Here is a 15,564-nt window from a genome sequence, read left to right as displayed (position 1 = left end):
ATGGTCGTCAACGATGACGCGGGCCATCAGCATTCCCGCGCCGCTCTCAAATTCATCGCGAGCGAGCTCGCTCCTACAAGGTCTTGCGATTTTACGCTTTCGCGGCCGGCCGTTTGTCTTCAACAGTCCACTTGCCGCCGTCGTAATACGCCTTCCAGCCAGTCGGCTTACCGTCGACTTCTGTTTGAACGTATTGCTCCTTGGTCTTGCGACTGTAACGAATCACGGCAGGGAGACCGTCCGGGTCCTTCTTCGGCGCTTCGCAGAGGAAGTGATATTTCGGATCGATCTCGTCCTTGTGCGGGATGATTTCCATCACCAGCGGAGCGCGCGTCTCGCGGTTTTTCGGGAACTGGCTGGCCGCCAGGAACAGACCGGACGCACCGTCGCGCAGGATGTAGGTGTCGTTGACCTTTTCGCATTTCAGCTCAGGCATCTTCACCGGATCCATCTTCGGCGGCGCCGCATCACCGCTTTTCAGCAGCTTGCGGGTGTTCTTGCAGGTCGCGTTGGTGCAGCCGAAGAACTTGCCGAAACGGCCGGTCTTGAGCTGCATCTCGCTGCCACACTTGTCGCATTCCAGGCTCGGACCTTCGTAACCCTTGATGCGGTAAGTGCCCTCTTCGATTTCGTAGCCGTCGCAATCCGGGTTGTTGCCGCAGATGTGCAACTTGCGTTTCTCGTCGAGCAGGTAAGCGTCCATCGCCGTGCTGCAAATCGGGCAGCGATGCTTGCCACGCAACACCAGCGACTCCGACTCACCTTCGTCGTCCGCCGCGATTTCATCGCCCGGCACCAGGTTGACGGTGGCCTTGCAGCGCTCTTTCGGCGGCAGGCTGTAACCCGAGCAACCGAGGAACACGCCGGTCGATGCGGTGCGGATCTGCATCGGACGGCCACAGGTCAGGCACGGAATGTCGGTCATCACCGGCTGGTTGGCACGCATGCCGTTTTCCGCGCTTTCGGCTACTTCGAGCTTCTTCTTGAAGTCGCCGTAGAACTCGTCCAGCACGTTTTTCCAGTCGCGTTCGCCCTGGGCCACATCATCGAGGTTCTCTTCCATGCCGGCGGTAAAGCCATAGTCCATGAGATTGGAGAAACTCTCGGACAGACGCTCGGTGACGATGTCACCCATCTTTTCCGAATAGAAACGACGGTTGTGCAGCGCCACATAGCCACGGTCCTGGATGGTCGAAATAATCGCCGCGTAGGTCGAAGGACGACCGATGCCGCGTTTTTCCATTTCTTTAACCAGGCTCGCTTCCGAGTAACGCGCCGGCGGCTTGGTGAAGTGCTGGGTCGGATCAAGCTTGATCAGCTTCATCGCGTCGCCCTGGGCCATGTCTGGCAGCACGTCGTCGTCGCCCGGCTTGGCGATTTGCGGCATCACGCGGGTGTAACCGTCGAACTTCAGGATGCGGCCCTTGGCGCGCAATTCGAAGTCGCCGGCACCGACGGTGACAGTGGTCGACAGGTATTGGGCCGGCAGCATCTGGCAAGCCAGGAACTGGCGCCAGATCAGCTCGTAGAGGCGCTCTGCATCACGCTCCATGCCCGACAGCTTGCTTGGCTCGGTGTTGGCGTCAGATGGACGAATCGCTTCGTGAGCCTCTTGTGCGCCTTCCTTGCTGCTGTAGACGTTCGGGGTTTCCGGCAGGTACTTCTTACCGAACTCGCTTTCAATATAAGTACGCGCCATGGCCACCGCATCAACCGAGAGGTTGGTGGAGTCGGTACGCATATACGTGATGTAGCCCGCCTCATACAAGCGCTGGGCCATCATCATGGTTTTCTTCACGCCGAAGCCCAGGCGGTTACTCGCGGCCTGCTGCAGGGTGGACGTGATGAACGGAGCGGACGGCTTGCTGCTGGTCGGCTTGTCTTCGCGCTTGACGATGCTGTAGCTGGAAGCCTTGAGCTTTTCCAGCGCGGCCATGGCCTGGGCTTCGTTGAGCGGCTTGAAGGCTTCGCCTTTCTCGCGGGCCACGTCGAAGCGCACGGTGGCGCCCTTGGCGGTACCGAGGTCAGCGTGGACTTCCCAGTACTCTTCAGGGATGAACGCGCGAATTTCACGCTCACGCTCAACCACCAGCTTCACGGCAACCGATTGCACGCGACCGGCGGACAGGCCACGGGCGATCTTGGCCCACAGCAGCGGCGAAACCATGTAACCCACCACGCGGTCGAGGAAACGACGCGCCTGCTGGGCGTTGACACGGTCGATGTCCAGCTCGCCTGGTTTGGAGAAGGCTTCCTGAATCGCCTTCTTGGTGATTTCGTTGAACACCACGCGCTTGTAGCGGCTGTCGTCACCACCGATGGCTTCGCGCAGGTGCCAGGCAATGGCTTCCCCCTCGCGATCCAAGTCGGTTGCGAGATAGATGGTGTCAGCATCTTTGGCGAGCCGGCGCAGCTCTTCGATGACTTTTTCCTTGCCCGGAAGGATCTCGTACTTGGCTTTCCAGCCATGCTCGGGATCGACACCCATGCGCGAGACGAGCTGCTTGCGCGCTTTCTCTTTCGGCGTGAGCACCGGACCTTCACCCGCGGCGGCCTTGCCGCGCTTAGCGGCTGGCTCTTTGCTGGCGCTAGCCGAACCGCTGGTGGGCAGGTCTCGGATATGGCCGATACTCGACTTCACCACGTATTGGTTGCCCAGATACTTGTTGATGGTCTTGGCCTTAGCCGGGGATTCCACAATGACCAGCGATTTGCCCATGGATCAGAAAATTCCTGAATTCTAGAAGTGAAAGGCGGTTGGCGCCTGACGCGGCACCGCTATATATAGTGGCTACAAGGTGAGGTCAAGCGCAGGGTTTTGCGCGCACTCAGCTTATGGCTGGGTAAAAAGGCTCGGTTCGGCTTGCACCAAAGCAAAGCGCGGTACCTGTTCGCCGTCAACCTCGACCGACTCCAGGAACATGCTCAAGGGGCGCACCCAAAAGCCGTAATCGCCATACAGGGCTTGGTAGAAGACGACTTCTTCTTCGGTTTCCGAATGCCGCGCAATACTGAATACACGGTACTGCGGACCTTTGTAATGTTGGTAGAGCCCAGGTTGTATCGGCATGCTTTGGCCCTCACTCAAATCTTTTCAAAATAAAAACAAAAATAAATTCAGAAAAACAAAAACCGGGGCACTTGGCCCCGGCTTCCGTCAACGGAACGCTTAAACGCGTTCGAAGACGGTGGAGATGCCTTGGCCGAGACCAATGCACATGGTGGCTACCCCGAAGGTGCCGCCATTTTGCTTCATTACGTTCAGCAACGTGCCGGAGATACGGGCACCGGAGCAACCGAACGGGTGACCCAGGGCGATCGCGCCGCCGTGCAGGTTAACCTTCTCGTTCATCTTGTCGAGCACTTTCAGATCTTTCAGCACCGGCAGGGCCTGTGCGGCGAAAGCTTCGTTGAGCTCGAAGAAGTCGATATCGTTAATACCAAGACCTGCGCGCTTCAGTGCTTTTTGTGTAGCCGGTACTGGACCATAGCCCATGATTGCCGGGTCCACACCTGCCACTGCCATCGAGCGAATCACCGCCATAGGCTGGATGCCGAGGTCCTGTGCGCGCTGCGCCGACATCACGATCATGCACGAGGCACCGTCCGTGATTTGCGACGAAGTGCCCGCCGTCACGGTACCGCCCTTAGGGTTAAACGCTGGCTTCAACGCCGCCAGGCTTTCCAGGGTGGTTTCCGGACGAATGGTTTCGTCGTAGTCGAACAGTTTCAGGAAACCGTTCTCGTCGTAGCCCTGCATCGGGATGATTTCGTCTTTGAACTTGCCTTCCACAGTCGCCTTGTGGGCGAGTTGGTGGGAGCGCACGCCGAAAGCGTCCTGCTGTTCGCGAGTGATGCCGTGCATTTTGCCCAGCATTTCAGCGGTCAGGCCCATCATGCCCGAGGCTTTCGCCGCGTACAGGGACATGTGCGGGTTCGGATCGACACCGTGCATCATGCTCACATGGCCCATATGCTCGACGCCGCCAACGACGAACACGTCACCGTTGCCGGTCATGATCGCTTGCGCAGCCGTGTGCAAGGCGCTCATCGACGAGCCACACAGGCGGCTGACGGTCTGGCCGGCAGCGGTGTGCGGGATCTGAGTCATCAGGGACGCCATGCGAGCGATGTTCCAGCCCTGCTCCAGGGTCTGGTTTACACAGCCCCAGATCACGTCTTCGACTTCGTTCGGGTCAACCTTGACGTTGCGTTCCAGCAATTTGCTGATCAGGTGCGCCGACATGTCTTCAGCGCGGGTGTTGCGGTGCATGCCGCCCTTGGAGCGGCCCATCGGAGTACGACCGAAGTCGACAATCACGACGTCTCTAGGATTCAAGCTCATAAAATTTCACTCTCGCTCTAGTCGTTTGGACGCTTAACCGAAGAAGCTCTGACCGTTTTTGGCCATTTCGCGCAGCTTCGCGGTCGGGTGGTACAGCGCGCCCAAATCAGCGTACTGATCAGCCAGTGCAACGAACTCTGCCACACCGATCGAATCGATGTAACGCAGCGCACCGCCACGGAATGGAGGGAAACCAATACCGTAGACCAGACCCATGTCGGCTTCGGCAGCAGTTTCGACGATGCCGTCTTCCAGGCAACGCACGGTTTCCAGGCACAGCGGGACCATCATCCAGTTGATGATGTCTTCGTCTGTGACTTCGCGCTGCTCGTAAACGATCGGCTTGAGCACTTCCAGCACCGACGGATCGGCGACTTTCTTCTGCTTGCCGCGCTTGTCGGTCTCGTAGGCGTAGAAGCCCTTGCCATTTTTCTGGCCCAGGCGCTTGGCTTCGTAGAGCACGTCGACAGCCGAACGACGGTCGTCTTTCATGCGGTCAGGGAAGCCTTCAGCCATTACGTCACGACCGTGGTGACCGGTGTCGATGCCGACCACGTCCATCAGGTACGCCGGGCCCATCGGCCAGCCGAATTTTTCCATGATCTTGTCGATACGGACGAAGTCCACACCGGCGCTGACCAGCTTGGCGAAACCGCCGAAGTACGGGAACAGTACGCGGTTGACCAGGAAGCCCGGGCAGTCATTGACGACAATCGGGTTCTTGCCCATTTTCTTGGCGTAGGCAACGGTGGTGGCAACCGCCAGCTCGCTGGATTTCTCGCCACGAATCACTTCAACCAGCGGCATCATGTGCACCGGGTTGAAGAAGTGCATGCCGACGAAGTTTTCCGGACGCTTGAGGGCTTTGGCCAGCAAGGTGATGGAAATGGTCGAGGTGTTGGACGCGAGGATGGTGTCCTCTTTGACCTTGTCTTCGACTTCGGCCAGAACGGCTTGCTTGACCTTCGGGTTCTCGACGACGGCTTCGACGACCAGGTCAACGTGACCGAAATCACCGTAGGACAGGGTCGGACGTATGCCGTTGAGCACTTCAGCCATTTTCGCAGCGGTCATGCGACCTTTATCAACGCGGCTCACCAGCAGCTTGGCGGCTTCAGCCAGACCTTGCTCGATGCCGTGCTCGTTGATGTCTTTCATCAGGATCGGCGTGCCTTTGGAAGCCGACTGATAAGCGATACCGCCACCCATGATGCCAGCGCCCAATACGGCAGCCTGCTTCACGTCCTTGGCGATTTCGTCGTAAGCCTTGGCCTTTTTCTTCAGTTCCTGGTCGTTCAGGAACAGACCGATCAAGCTCTGCGCGGCAGAAGTCTTGGCCAGTTTGACGAAACCGGCAGCTTCGACTTCCAGCGCTTTGTCGCGACCGAAGTTCGCAGCCTTCTGGATGGTCTTGATCGCTTCAACCGGCGCCGGGTAGTTCGGGCCAGCCTGACCGGCGACGAAACCTTTGGCGGTTTCGAAAGCCATCATTTGTTCGATGGCGTTCAGCTTGAGCTTTTCCAGCTTCGGCTGGCGCTTGGCCTTGTAGTCAAACTCGCCGGAAATGGCGCGTTTGATCAGTTCCAGAGCGGCTTCCTGCAGTTTCTCAGGGGCAACCACAGCATCGACGGCGCCGACTTTCAGCGCGTCTTCCGGACGGTTTTCCTTACCGGCGGCAATCCACTCGATGGCGTTGTCGGCACCGATCAGGCGCGGCAGGCGAACAGTGCCGCCGAAGCCCGGGTAGATGCCCAGCTTGACTTCTGGCAGACCGATCTTGGCCTTGGTCGACATGACGCGGTAGTCCGCCGCCAGGCACATTTCCAGACCGCCACCCAATGCGATGCCGTTGATTGCGGCGACAGTCGGGACGTTGAGGTCTTCGAAATCGCTGAAAATCTTGTTGGCTTCGAGGTTGCCTGCAACAAGCTCCGCATCAGGCAGCTTGAAGTTCTCGACAAATTCGGTGATGTCGGCGCCGACGATGAAGACGTCCTTGCCACTGCTGACGATCACGCCCTTGATCGAAGCATCTGCCTTGATAGTGTCTACGGCCTGACGCAGTTCGTTCAGGGTTAGACGGTTGAACTTGTTGACGGACTCACCCTTGAGGTCGAACTTCAGTTCGACGATGCCACTTTCAAGAGCCGTAACCGTGATGGCTTTACCTTCGTAAATCATCAACTGATCTCCACGATATGGAAGCTGAACAGTACACGTCGGACGCAGGCGACCGGCTTGGCAGGACGTTAAACGTCGATGCTACGCCAATCCACCCGGTACACCCTCCAACGCGATAGTCGGGATTCTGTAGGAGCGGTCTGAAATACAAACGCTCAATTCATACGCCCGTTTGATTTGGGTACGTCACCTTCACGGAATTCCCGACAATTGTCAATCGCCCTAAACACGGGACAAGATGCGACTTTCCGGTCATTTCCGTACCGCGAAGCCCGGCAACACGCAGATGCATGTGAGGCCATTCATAGAATCAATAGTTAGAAAAGTCGCCCTAATTCGCTGCAGCCTGTGTTTAACAGGCTACGCTGGCGGGACATGGGAGAAAAACATCAACGCTTTGGCGAATGCCGGGCGTAAGATCAGCTCACTGAGAATTACCGGCCTGCCTGGCCAACTCCAGCCCGATGATGAATGTCGGGCTTTTTATTGCCTGCCCCGTAGGAGCGAGCTTGCTCGCGATGGTCGTCAACGATAAGGCGGGCTGTCCGGATCAACGCGTTGCATGGACGTTCTTCGCGAGCAGGCTCGCTCCTTCAGGGATCCGGGTCAGGCGAGCGCCTTGAGGGTGGCATCGATGTGTTGCAAAACAGTCGCCTCGCCCTTCTCGCCCCAATACAACGTGATCATTTGCTTGTCGGCTTCGATCTTGTAGACGTTGTCTGGCAACTTTTCGAAATGAATCAGCAAGGCCGGATCGTCGCAGATTTCCTGCCACTGATTGACCCAGACACCCGGAGCCTTTTGCCAATAGCACCAGCACGCCGGCTGATTGCCGCGACGCGGTCGATGGTACTGCGCACAAGGGCTTGGCGGCTCCTGGCTCAGCCAGTGAGGCCACTCCTGAGGCGCCAGTTGCATGGCCAATCCGATGCGTCGCGCCTCCATGCGCAGGGCCATCCGGCCGCTCTGGTGGCGGGACGGTCGCAACCACGCCAGTGGACTCAGTACCACCAGCAGGATTGACACCACTATCCAGACCGTCATATCTGTACTCCCGATTCTTGAAGGGCGCATTGGGTCACTTTGAAACCAATACGCTTGAAACCAGCCATACTTACCAATATTGCAATCCTCAGGAGGAGCACCTCATGCCCTACAACCACATTCTGGTCGCTGTAGATCTAACCGAAGAGTGCGATCCTGTTATCCACCGCGCCCGCGAATTGTCCGTGAGCAACGGCGCAAAACTGTCCCTGGTGCACATTGTCGAGCCGATGGCCATGGCCTTTGGCGGCGACGTGCCGATGGACCTGTCGCAACTGCAGCAACAGCAGTTCGATCAAGCCCGAGAGCGCCTGGACCGGTTGATTGTCAAATACCCGGAGCTCTCCAAGGAATACAGCCACCTGACCTACGGCCAACCGCGCCAGGAGATTCACCACCTGGCCAAGGAACAAGGCTGCGACATGATCGTGGTGGGCAGTCACGGGCGGCACGGCCTGGCGCTACTGCTGGGTTCCACCGCCAATGATGTGCTGCACGGCGCGCCTTGCGATGTGCTGGCGGTGCGCCTGATCAAAAGCTGACAACAAAAATGCAGGAGCGAGCCTGCTCGCGAAAGCGGTGTATCAGCCGACGTCAATGTTGAATGATAAATCGCTATCGCGAGCAGGCTCGCTCCCACATTGGGTTTGCGGCAACCAGTAGATCGCATTACATACGAAAAGCCCGGCGCTCATCACTGAACGCCGGGCTTTTTTATTGCAGGATCAATCAGGCATCCAGCTCGGCCCAACGCTCGACCATGACGTCGTGTTCAGCCTGCAACTGCTCCAGCTGAGCGATCACCGCAGCGGTTTCGGCAGCAGGACGCTGATAGAAGCCAGCATCCGCCATCTGTGCTTCAACCGCCGCAATCTGCTGTTCAATGGCTTCGATCTGAGCCGGCAACATTTCCAGCTCACGCTGCAGCTTGTAGCTCAGCTTCTTCTTCGCCACCGGCGCTTCAACTGCCGCCGCGACTGGCGCTGGTTCAGCCTTCACGACGGCGGACGTCAGGTCGGCTTTGCCGGATTTGCTCTCGGTCACGCCCAGCAGGCGCGGCGAGCCGCCCTGACGCAGCCAGTCCTGATAACCACCGACGTATTCGCGAACTTTGCCTTCACCTTCGAAGACCAGGGTGCTGGTGACCACGTTGTCGAGGAATGCCCGGTCGTGGCTGACCATCAGTACGGTGCCGTTGAAGGTCAGCAAGACTTCTTCCAGCAACTCGAGTGTTTCCACGTCGAGGTCGTTGGTCGGTTCGTCGAGGACCAGCAGGTTGGCCGGCTTGCTGAACAGTTTTGCCAGCAACAGACGGGCACGCTCGCCGCCGGACAACGCCTTCACCGGGGTGCGGGCACGCTGCGGGCTGAACAGGAAGTCACCAAGGTAGCTCAACACGTGACGGCTCTGACCATCGATGTCGATGAAGTCGCGCCCTTCGGCCACGTTGTCGATCACGGTCTTTTCCAGGTCCAGCTGATGGCGCAACTGGTCGAAGTAGGCCACGTCGATGCGCGTCCCTTCTTCCACTTTGCCGCTGGTGGGTTGCAGGCCGCTGAGCATCAGCTTGAGCAAAGTGGTCTTGCCGGTGCCGTTGGCGCCAAGCAGACCGATCCGGTCGCCGCGCGTCAGGACCATCGAGAAATCCTTGATCAGGAACGGGCCGCCCGGGTGCGCGAAACTCACGTTCTCGAGGACCATCACCTGCTTGCCGGACTTGTCGGCGGTATCCAGCTGGATGTTGGCCTTGCCGGTGCGCTCGCGACGTTCGCTGCGCTCGACGCGCAATGCTTTCAAGGCGCGGACGCGGCCTTCGTTACGGGTGCGGCGGGCCTTGATGCCCTGGCGGATCCAGACTTCTTCCTGGGCCAGCTTTTTGTCAAAGAGCGCGTTGGCGGTTTCTTCAGCGGCCAGGGAGGCTTCCTTGTGCACCAGGAAACTGGCGTAGTCGCCGTTCCAGTCAATCAGGCCACCGCGATCCAGTTCCAGGATGCGGGTCGCGAGGTTTTGCAGGAAGGAACGGTCGTGCGTGATGAACAGCACGGCGCCCTGGAAATCTTTCAACGCCTCTTCGAGCCAGGCGATGGCACCGATGTCCAGGTGGTTGGTCGGTTCGTCGAGCAGCAGCAGGTCCGGTTCGGACACCAGGGCCTGGGCCAGCAGGACGCGACGACGCCAGCCGCCGGACAACTCGGCGAGGGTCTTGTCGGCCGGCAACTGCAGGCGGCTCAAGGTGCTGTCGACCAAGGTTTGCAAACGCCAGCCATCGCGGGCTTCGAGGTCATGCTGGACGTGCATCAGTTTGTCCAGATCGGCCTCGGTAACGCAGTTCTGGCTCAGGTGGTGATACTGCGCGAGCAGCTCGCCAACACCGTCCAGGCCTTCAGCCACCACATCGAACACTGTCCGCTCGTCGGCTACCGGCAATTCCTGCGGCAATTCGCCGATCTTGAGGCCGGGCGCACGCCAAACGGAGCCGTCGTCAGGCTTCTGGTCGCCCTTGACGAGCTTCATCATGCTGGACTTGCCAGTGCCGTTGCGGCCGATGATGCACACCCGCTCACCACGGGCGATCTGCCAGGACACCTTGTCCAACAACGGCATAGCGCCGAAAGCAAGGGACACATCGCTGAATTTGAGCAGGGTCATGAGCTTCTCCAAAAACCGGGCGCGCATTCTACCTGACTTGAGGCTTCAGAAGGCCGGCAATTTCACCTTCGTGGCACTCTGCATGACAAATGTTGCGAACTGATGCTGAGAGGCCGGCAAAGCTTTCGCCCGTTGCTGGCAAAAGGCTAAGCTACAGATTATTCAGTGCAGGCCTACCCGCACTTGTCATGATTTCTCTGCCCGGATGTCTCATGCGCAGTCGCCTTTTCAGTCTTTTATCGTGTTTGCTTCTTTCTGCCACTGCCGTCCAATCAGCCCAGGCGGTGGATCTGTCCACCCAGCGCCAATATTACGATGAGGCCAAGCGCGCCTTGGCCAAGGGTGATACCGGTCCTTATTTCCGTTACAGCCAGGCGCTTAGTGATTACCCGCTGGAACCGTACCTGGCGTATGACGAACTGACCGCGCGCCTTAAAACGGCGAGCAACGAAGAAATCGAAAAATTCCTCGCCGAACACGGTGACCTGCCGCAAGCCAACTGGATGAAATTGCGCTGGTTGCGCTGGCTGGCCGATCGCGGCGACTGGGCGCCGTTCGTCAAGTACTACGACCCCAAGATGAATTTCACCGAACTGGACTGCCTGAACGCGCAGTATCAGATCAGCCATAACCTCAAGCCCCAGGGTTACGCCAACGCGGAAAAACTCTGGCTGACCGGCAAATCCCAACCCGCCGCCTGCGACGCACTGTTCGGCATGTGGGCCGCCGAAGGTCAATTGACCGAGCAGAGACGCTGGGAACGGACCAAGCTTGCCGCTCAGGCGCGCAACTATCCACTGGCCAACAGCCTGGTCAACGGCCTGAGCAACCTCGCCCCTCGCGGTCGCCTGCTGGTAGATGTGGCACAGAAGCCTGAGCTGCTCAACCAGCCCTCGCGCTTCACGCCCGCCGACGAGCCAATGTCCGACATCGTCAGCCTTGGCCTGCGCCGACTGGCGCGCCAGGACCCGGACAAGGCCATGGATCTGCTCGACGGTTATGCCAGCAGCATGCACTTTTCCCGTGACGAAAAAGTCGCGATCGCCCGGGAAATCGGCCTGACTCTCGCACGGCGTTTCGACAGCCGCGCGCTGGACGTGATGACCAAATACGACCCGGAACTGCGCGACAACACCGTGTCCGAATGGCGCCTGCGCCTGTTGCTGCGCCTGGCCCGCTGGGACGATGCCTATCAGTTGACCCGCCGCTTGCCGCAGGACCTGGCGACGACCAATCGCTGGCGTTACTGGCAGGCCCGCAGCCTGGAGCTGGCACAACCGCAAAACCCGGAAGCGCAGACGCTGTACAAAGGCCTCGCCCGCGAGCGGGACTTCTACGGTTTCCTTGCGGCCGATCGCTCACAGTCCCCCTACTCGCTGGTCAACAAACCGCTGGTGCTGAGCCAGGCGCTGATGAACAAGGTGCGTAATACGCCGGGCGTGCGTCGCGCCCTGGAGCTGCATGCGCGCGGGCAGATCGTCGACGGGCGCCGCGAGTGGTATCACGTCAGCCGTCACTTCAGCCGCGACGAAATGGTCGCCCAGGCGAAACTGGCCTACGACCTGAAATGGTATTTCCCGGCGATCCGCACCATCAGCCAGGCGCAGTACTGGGATGACCTGGACATTCGCTTCCCGATGGCCCATCGCGAAACCCTGGTGCGTGAAGCCAAGATCCGTGGCCTGCATTCGAGCTGGGTGTTCGCCATCACCCGCCAGGAAAGCGCCTTCATGGACGACGCTCGCTCCGGCGTCGGCGCCAGCGGCCTGATGCAATTAATGCCCGGGACCGCCAAGGAAACCGCGCGCAAGTTCAGCATCCCTCTGGCCTCGCCACAGCAAGTGCTCGACCCGGACAAGAACATCCAGCTCGGCGCCGCCTACCTGAGCCAGGTCCACGCCCAGTTCAACGGCAACCGCGTGCTCGCCTCCGCCGCCTACAACGCCGGCCCCGGCCGCGTGCGCCAATGGCTGCGTGGCGCCGACCACCTGAGCTTTGACGTGTGGGTGGAAAGCATCCCGTTTGACGAAACCCGTCAGTACGTGCAGAACGTGCTGTCGTACTCGGTGATCTACGGCCAGAAGCTCAACTCGCCACAGCCCTTGGTGGATTGGCATGAGCGGTATTTTGATGATCAGTGACACCGGCTTTGTAGCGTGAATAAAAATGCCCGCATCGATTGATGCGGGCATTTTTTTCGCCTGCGGCTCGTCTACGTCGACTTGAACCGTGCGCAAACCTGACTACCCTGCGGCGTCAGACGATATTTTTGAGTCGGGCTGCTTGGCGACTCGGGATGGGTCATTTCAATCAAATCCGCAGCCAATGCCGGCCGGAGATAGTTGGCCCGAAAGGTTGCCTTATGCGCCAACCCGACCTGCGCCATCAAGTCACTGATTTTCAGCGGCCCGTTTACATGTAGAGCAGAAAGCAACCTCCCTACTGGGTCGGTTACTGGGTCGGTTACTGGGTCGATCACAGGTTCGCCACGCGCTGCTTCTTCAAGCGCCAGGCTCAATGCCTGCAGCATGAACTCCACGAAAGGCGTCGATTCAGCCAACTGATCGGCAGCCGACAATGCCGCATAGTAAGCGTCCTGCTGCTCTCGAATCACAGCTTCGACTGGCAGATAAGCCAGCACCGGGCGCCACTGACTGAGAATCAACGTCTGCCAAAGACGCCCCATGCGTCCATTGCCGTCGGCGAAGGGATGGATGAATTCGAATTCGTAATGGAAAACGCAGCTGATGATCAGCGGATGCCAATCGCAAGCGCCAAGCCAGGCCAACAGGTCTTCGGTCAAGTGCGCAACGCGACTCGGCGGCGGAGCCATGTGGACCAATTTATCTCCACGGTAGATACCCACACCGGCTCGACGAAACTGCCCACAGTCGTCAATCAATCCGCCCATCAGCAACTCATGCGCACGAAGCAAATCAGCCCGGACGCTCGGTTGCCAATCCGACATGGCTTCGTACGCCGCGAAGGCATTACGAACCTCCTGGATTTCCCGAGGCAGTCCCAGCACTCGTCGCCCCGCCAACACGGCCGTCACCTGCTCGACACTCAGGGTATTGTTCTCGATGGCCAAGGATGCCTGAATCGTACGAATCCGATTGCTGCGGCGTAGCTGAGGCGTCTGCAGGCGTTCGTCCACAGCTGTCAGCTGACCGATTTGCTCGCTGATCTCGGCGACCAGTGACAACATTTTCGAGGTCAGGGTCAACGGTGGTTGATAACGGCTCATATCCTTATCCAGGCTCACAACTGAGGCCGACATAATGCCCGAACCTGACGGTATTCAGCAGCCTTCATTCAAGCCGCTTCATGCCCGTCATTGAACTGCAACGCCGCCAGCCGCGCATACAACGCATTGCTCGCAATCAGCTCCTGATGCGTCCCCACGGCCACCAGTTTTCCTTGATCCATCACCGCGATCCGGTCGGCGTTTTTTACCGTGGCCAAACGGTGGGCGATGACCAGGGTGGTGCGGTTTTTCATCAGGCTTGGCAGGGCTTGCTGGATCAGGTGCTCGCTCTGGGCGTCTAGGGCGCTGGTGGCTTCGTCGAGCAGCAGGATTGGGGCGTCCACCAGCAGCGCGCGGGCGATGGCCAGGCGTTGTCGCTGACCACCTGACAAACCGAGGCCGCCGTCGCCGAGGTGGGTCTGGTAACCGTTGGGCATGGCTTCGATGAACTCATGGGCGTAGGCGATTTTCGCCGCGTCCTGAACCTGGGCCAAGGTGGCCGTCGGATTACCGTAGCGGATGTTCTCCTCGATACTGCCGAAGAACAGCGCCGGTGTTTGCGACACCAACGCGAAACAACGGCGCAGGTCCAGCGGGTCGAGCTGTGTCAGGGGCACGCCATCGAGCAGGATGCGGCCGTGGGCCGGATCATAGAAACGCAACAGCAAGTCATATACCGTCGACTTGCCTGCGCCGGACGGCCCTACAAGCGCCAGGGTTTCGCCGGCATTGATCGCCAGATTCAAGCCATCGACCGCGTAGCTTTCAGGACGTGACGGGTAGGAAAAACGCACGTCCTGCAACAGCAGATCGCCCTTCACCCGTTCGGGTAACGTGACCAGCCCCGTGGCCGGTGGCTGGATGATGTTTTCCGAGCGCAGCAACTCGGCAATTCGCTCGGCCGCCCCGGCCGCGCGCTGCAACTCGCCGATGACTTCGCTCAATGTCCCGAAGGCGCTGCCAACGATCAGGCTGTAGAACACAAACGCCGCCAGCGCCCCGGCCGAAATCCGCCCGGCAATCACATCCATGCCGCCTACCCAGAGCATCACCCCGACTGCGCCCAGCACCAGCACGATCACCAGCGTAATCAGCCAGGCGCGCTGGAAGATGCGCTTGCGCGCGGTGTTGAACGCCTCCTCCACGGTCACGGCAAAACGCTGTTCGTCCTGGACCTGATGGTTGTAGGCCTGCACGGTTTTGATCTGGCCCAGGGTTTCGGAGACGTAGCTGCCGATGTCGGCGATCCGGTCCTGACTCAGGCGGGACAGGCTGCGCACCCGACGACCGAAAATCAGGATCGGCGCGATCACCAGCGGCAACGCAATGACCACGATGCTGGTCAGCTTGGGGTTCGTGATGAACAGCAAGACAATGCCGCCGATCACCATCAGCAAATTGCGCAAAAACAGCGACAGCGAAGAGCCGATCACCGATTGCAGTAACGTCGTGTCGGCCGTCAGGCGCGATTGAATCTCGGAGCTGCGGTTGTCTTCGTAAAACCCCGGGTGCAGATAGACCAGGTGGTTGAACACCTGACGACGAATGTCCGCGACGACGCGCTCGCCAATCCAGGACACCAGATAAAACCGCGCAAAGGTCCCGATCGCCAGACCGAGCACCAGCAACATGAACAAGCCGATGGTCTGGTTGAGCAAATGCGCAGACTGGGTCATGAACCCCTGATCCACCAACAGCCGAATCCCCTGCCCCATCGACAAGGTGATTCCGGCCGTGACGATTAACGCCAGTAACGCGCCGAACGCCTGCCAGCGATAAGGCGCAAGAAACTGGCTGGTCAGGCGAAGGGCACGACGGTGACGCGAAGACAGTATTGAAATCATCCGATAGCCTGATCACAGAAAATTGACAGGGCCCAGCCTACACTGGCCTCGAACCTGAAAACCGGTAAATCACAATGAGTCCGGTTAATTATGACCGCCAAGACTAGTGCCTAGACGCTATCGGTCTAAAGTGCGGGTAGCAAGGCTGTCGTATTTCTGGTGGACTGGAGTTGCCGCCCTGGAAAGATCGCAGGGAATTGTCACAGCCTGGTCACTTGGCGGTTCTATAGTAAGCACACAACCTGAAGAGGAGA

10 protein-coding genes are annotated in these 15,564 nt (G+C 59.1%); 2 read left to right on the top strand and 8 right to left on the bottom strand.

Annotated features, from left to right (window positions below; translation table 11 throughout):
• Window positions 1-91 precede the first annotated feature (91 nt).
• The 5 genes from topA to EJA72_RS07925 all read right to left on the bottom strand — a co-directional run bounded on the left by topA (window position 92) and on the right by EJA72_RS07925 (window position 7,570).
• Window positions 92-2,719 (bottom strand): type I DNA topoisomerase, encoded by a 2,628-nt coding sequence (gene topA / locus EJA72_RS07945; RefSeq protein ID WP_157710943.1) that lies wholly within the window; start codon window positions 2,717-2,719, stop codon window positions 92-94.
• Between the two features lie 114 nt (window positions 2,720-2,833).
• Window positions 2,834-3,070 (bottom strand): DUF1653 domain-containing protein, encoded by a 237-nt coding sequence (locus tag EJA72_RS07940; RefSeq protein WP_157710942.1) that lies wholly within the window; start codon window positions 3,068-3,070, stop codon window positions 2,834-2,836.
• Window positions 3,071-3,169: 99 nt separating this feature from the next.
• Window positions 3,170-4,345, bottom strand: coding sequence for an acetyl-CoA C-acyltransferase FadA (gene fadA / locus EJA72_RS07935; RefSeq protein WP_090182092.1), 1,176 nt, complete (start codon window positions 4,343-4,345; stop codon window positions 3,170-3,172).
• Between the two features lie 33 nt (window positions 4,346-4,378).
• Entirely contained in the window at window positions 4,379-6,526 is a 2,148-nt protein-coding gene (gene fadB, locus EJA72_RS07930) for a fatty acid oxidation complex subunit alpha FadB (protein WP_157710941.1), read from the bottom strand.
• Between the two features lie 606 nt (window positions 6,527-7,132).
• The gene (locus EJA72_RS07925; protein ID WP_157710940.1) at window positions 7,133-7,570 is read right to left on the bottom strand and encodes a hypothetical protein; all 438 of its coding nucleotides are present in this window, start codon (window positions 7,568-7,570) and stop codon (window positions 7,133-7,135) included.
• 104 nt (window positions 7,571-7,674) lie between these two features.
• On the opposite strand from EJA72_RS07925, the gene EJA72_RS07920 reads away from it, so the two are divergent.
• A complete protein-coding gene (locus EJA72_RS07920) occupies window positions 7,675-8,112 on the top strand; it encodes a universal stress protein (protein WP_157710939.1) in 438 nt (145 codons plus the stop codon).
• Window positions 8,113-8,299: 187 nt separating this feature from the next.
• Here EJA72_RS07920 and EJA72_RS07915 read toward each other — a convergent pair whose 3' ends face one another.
• Window positions 8,300-10,219: an ATP-binding cassette domain-containing protein gene (locus EJA72_RS07915; RefSeq protein WP_157710938.1), complete on the bottom strand. Its 1,920-nt coding sequence runs from the start codon at window positions 10,217-10,219 to the stop codon at window positions 8,300-8,302.
• 212 nt (window positions 10,220-10,431) lie between these two features.
• Here EJA72_RS07915 and EJA72_RS07910 point away from each other — a divergent pair, with 212 nt between their 5' ends.
• Window positions 10,432-12,360 (top strand): transglycosylase SLT domain-containing protein, encoded by a 1,929-nt coding sequence (locus EJA72_RS07910; protein WP_157710937.1) that lies wholly within the window; start codon window positions 10,432-10,434, stop codon window positions 12,358-12,360.
• 71 nt (window positions 12,361-12,431) lie between these two features.
• On the opposite strand, the gene EJA72_RS07905 is transcribed toward EJA72_RS07910, so the two are convergent.
• A complete protein-coding gene (locus EJA72_RS07905; protein WP_157710936.1) occupies window positions 12,432-13,466 on the bottom strand; it encodes a Fic family protein in 1,035 nt (344 codons plus the stop codon).
• Window positions 13,467-13,534: 68 nt separating this feature from the next.
• On the bottom strand, window positions 13,535-15,310 hold the full coding sequence (locus EJA72_RS07900) for an ABC transporter transmembrane domain-containing protein (RefSeq protein WP_157710935.1): 1,776 nt from the start codon (window positions 15,308-15,310) through the stop codon (window positions 13,535-13,537).
• Window positions 15,311-15,564: the final 254 nt, after the last annotated feature.

This window comes from Pseudomonas sp. PB120, from assembly GCF_009761815.1.
Classification (GTDB): Bacteria; Pseudomonadota; Gammaproteobacteria; order Pseudomonadales; family Pseudomonadaceae; genus Aquipseudomonas.
The sequence above is the reverse complement of the archived record's forward strand: the minus strand, read 5'-3'. Positions and strand labels throughout refer to the sequence as shown.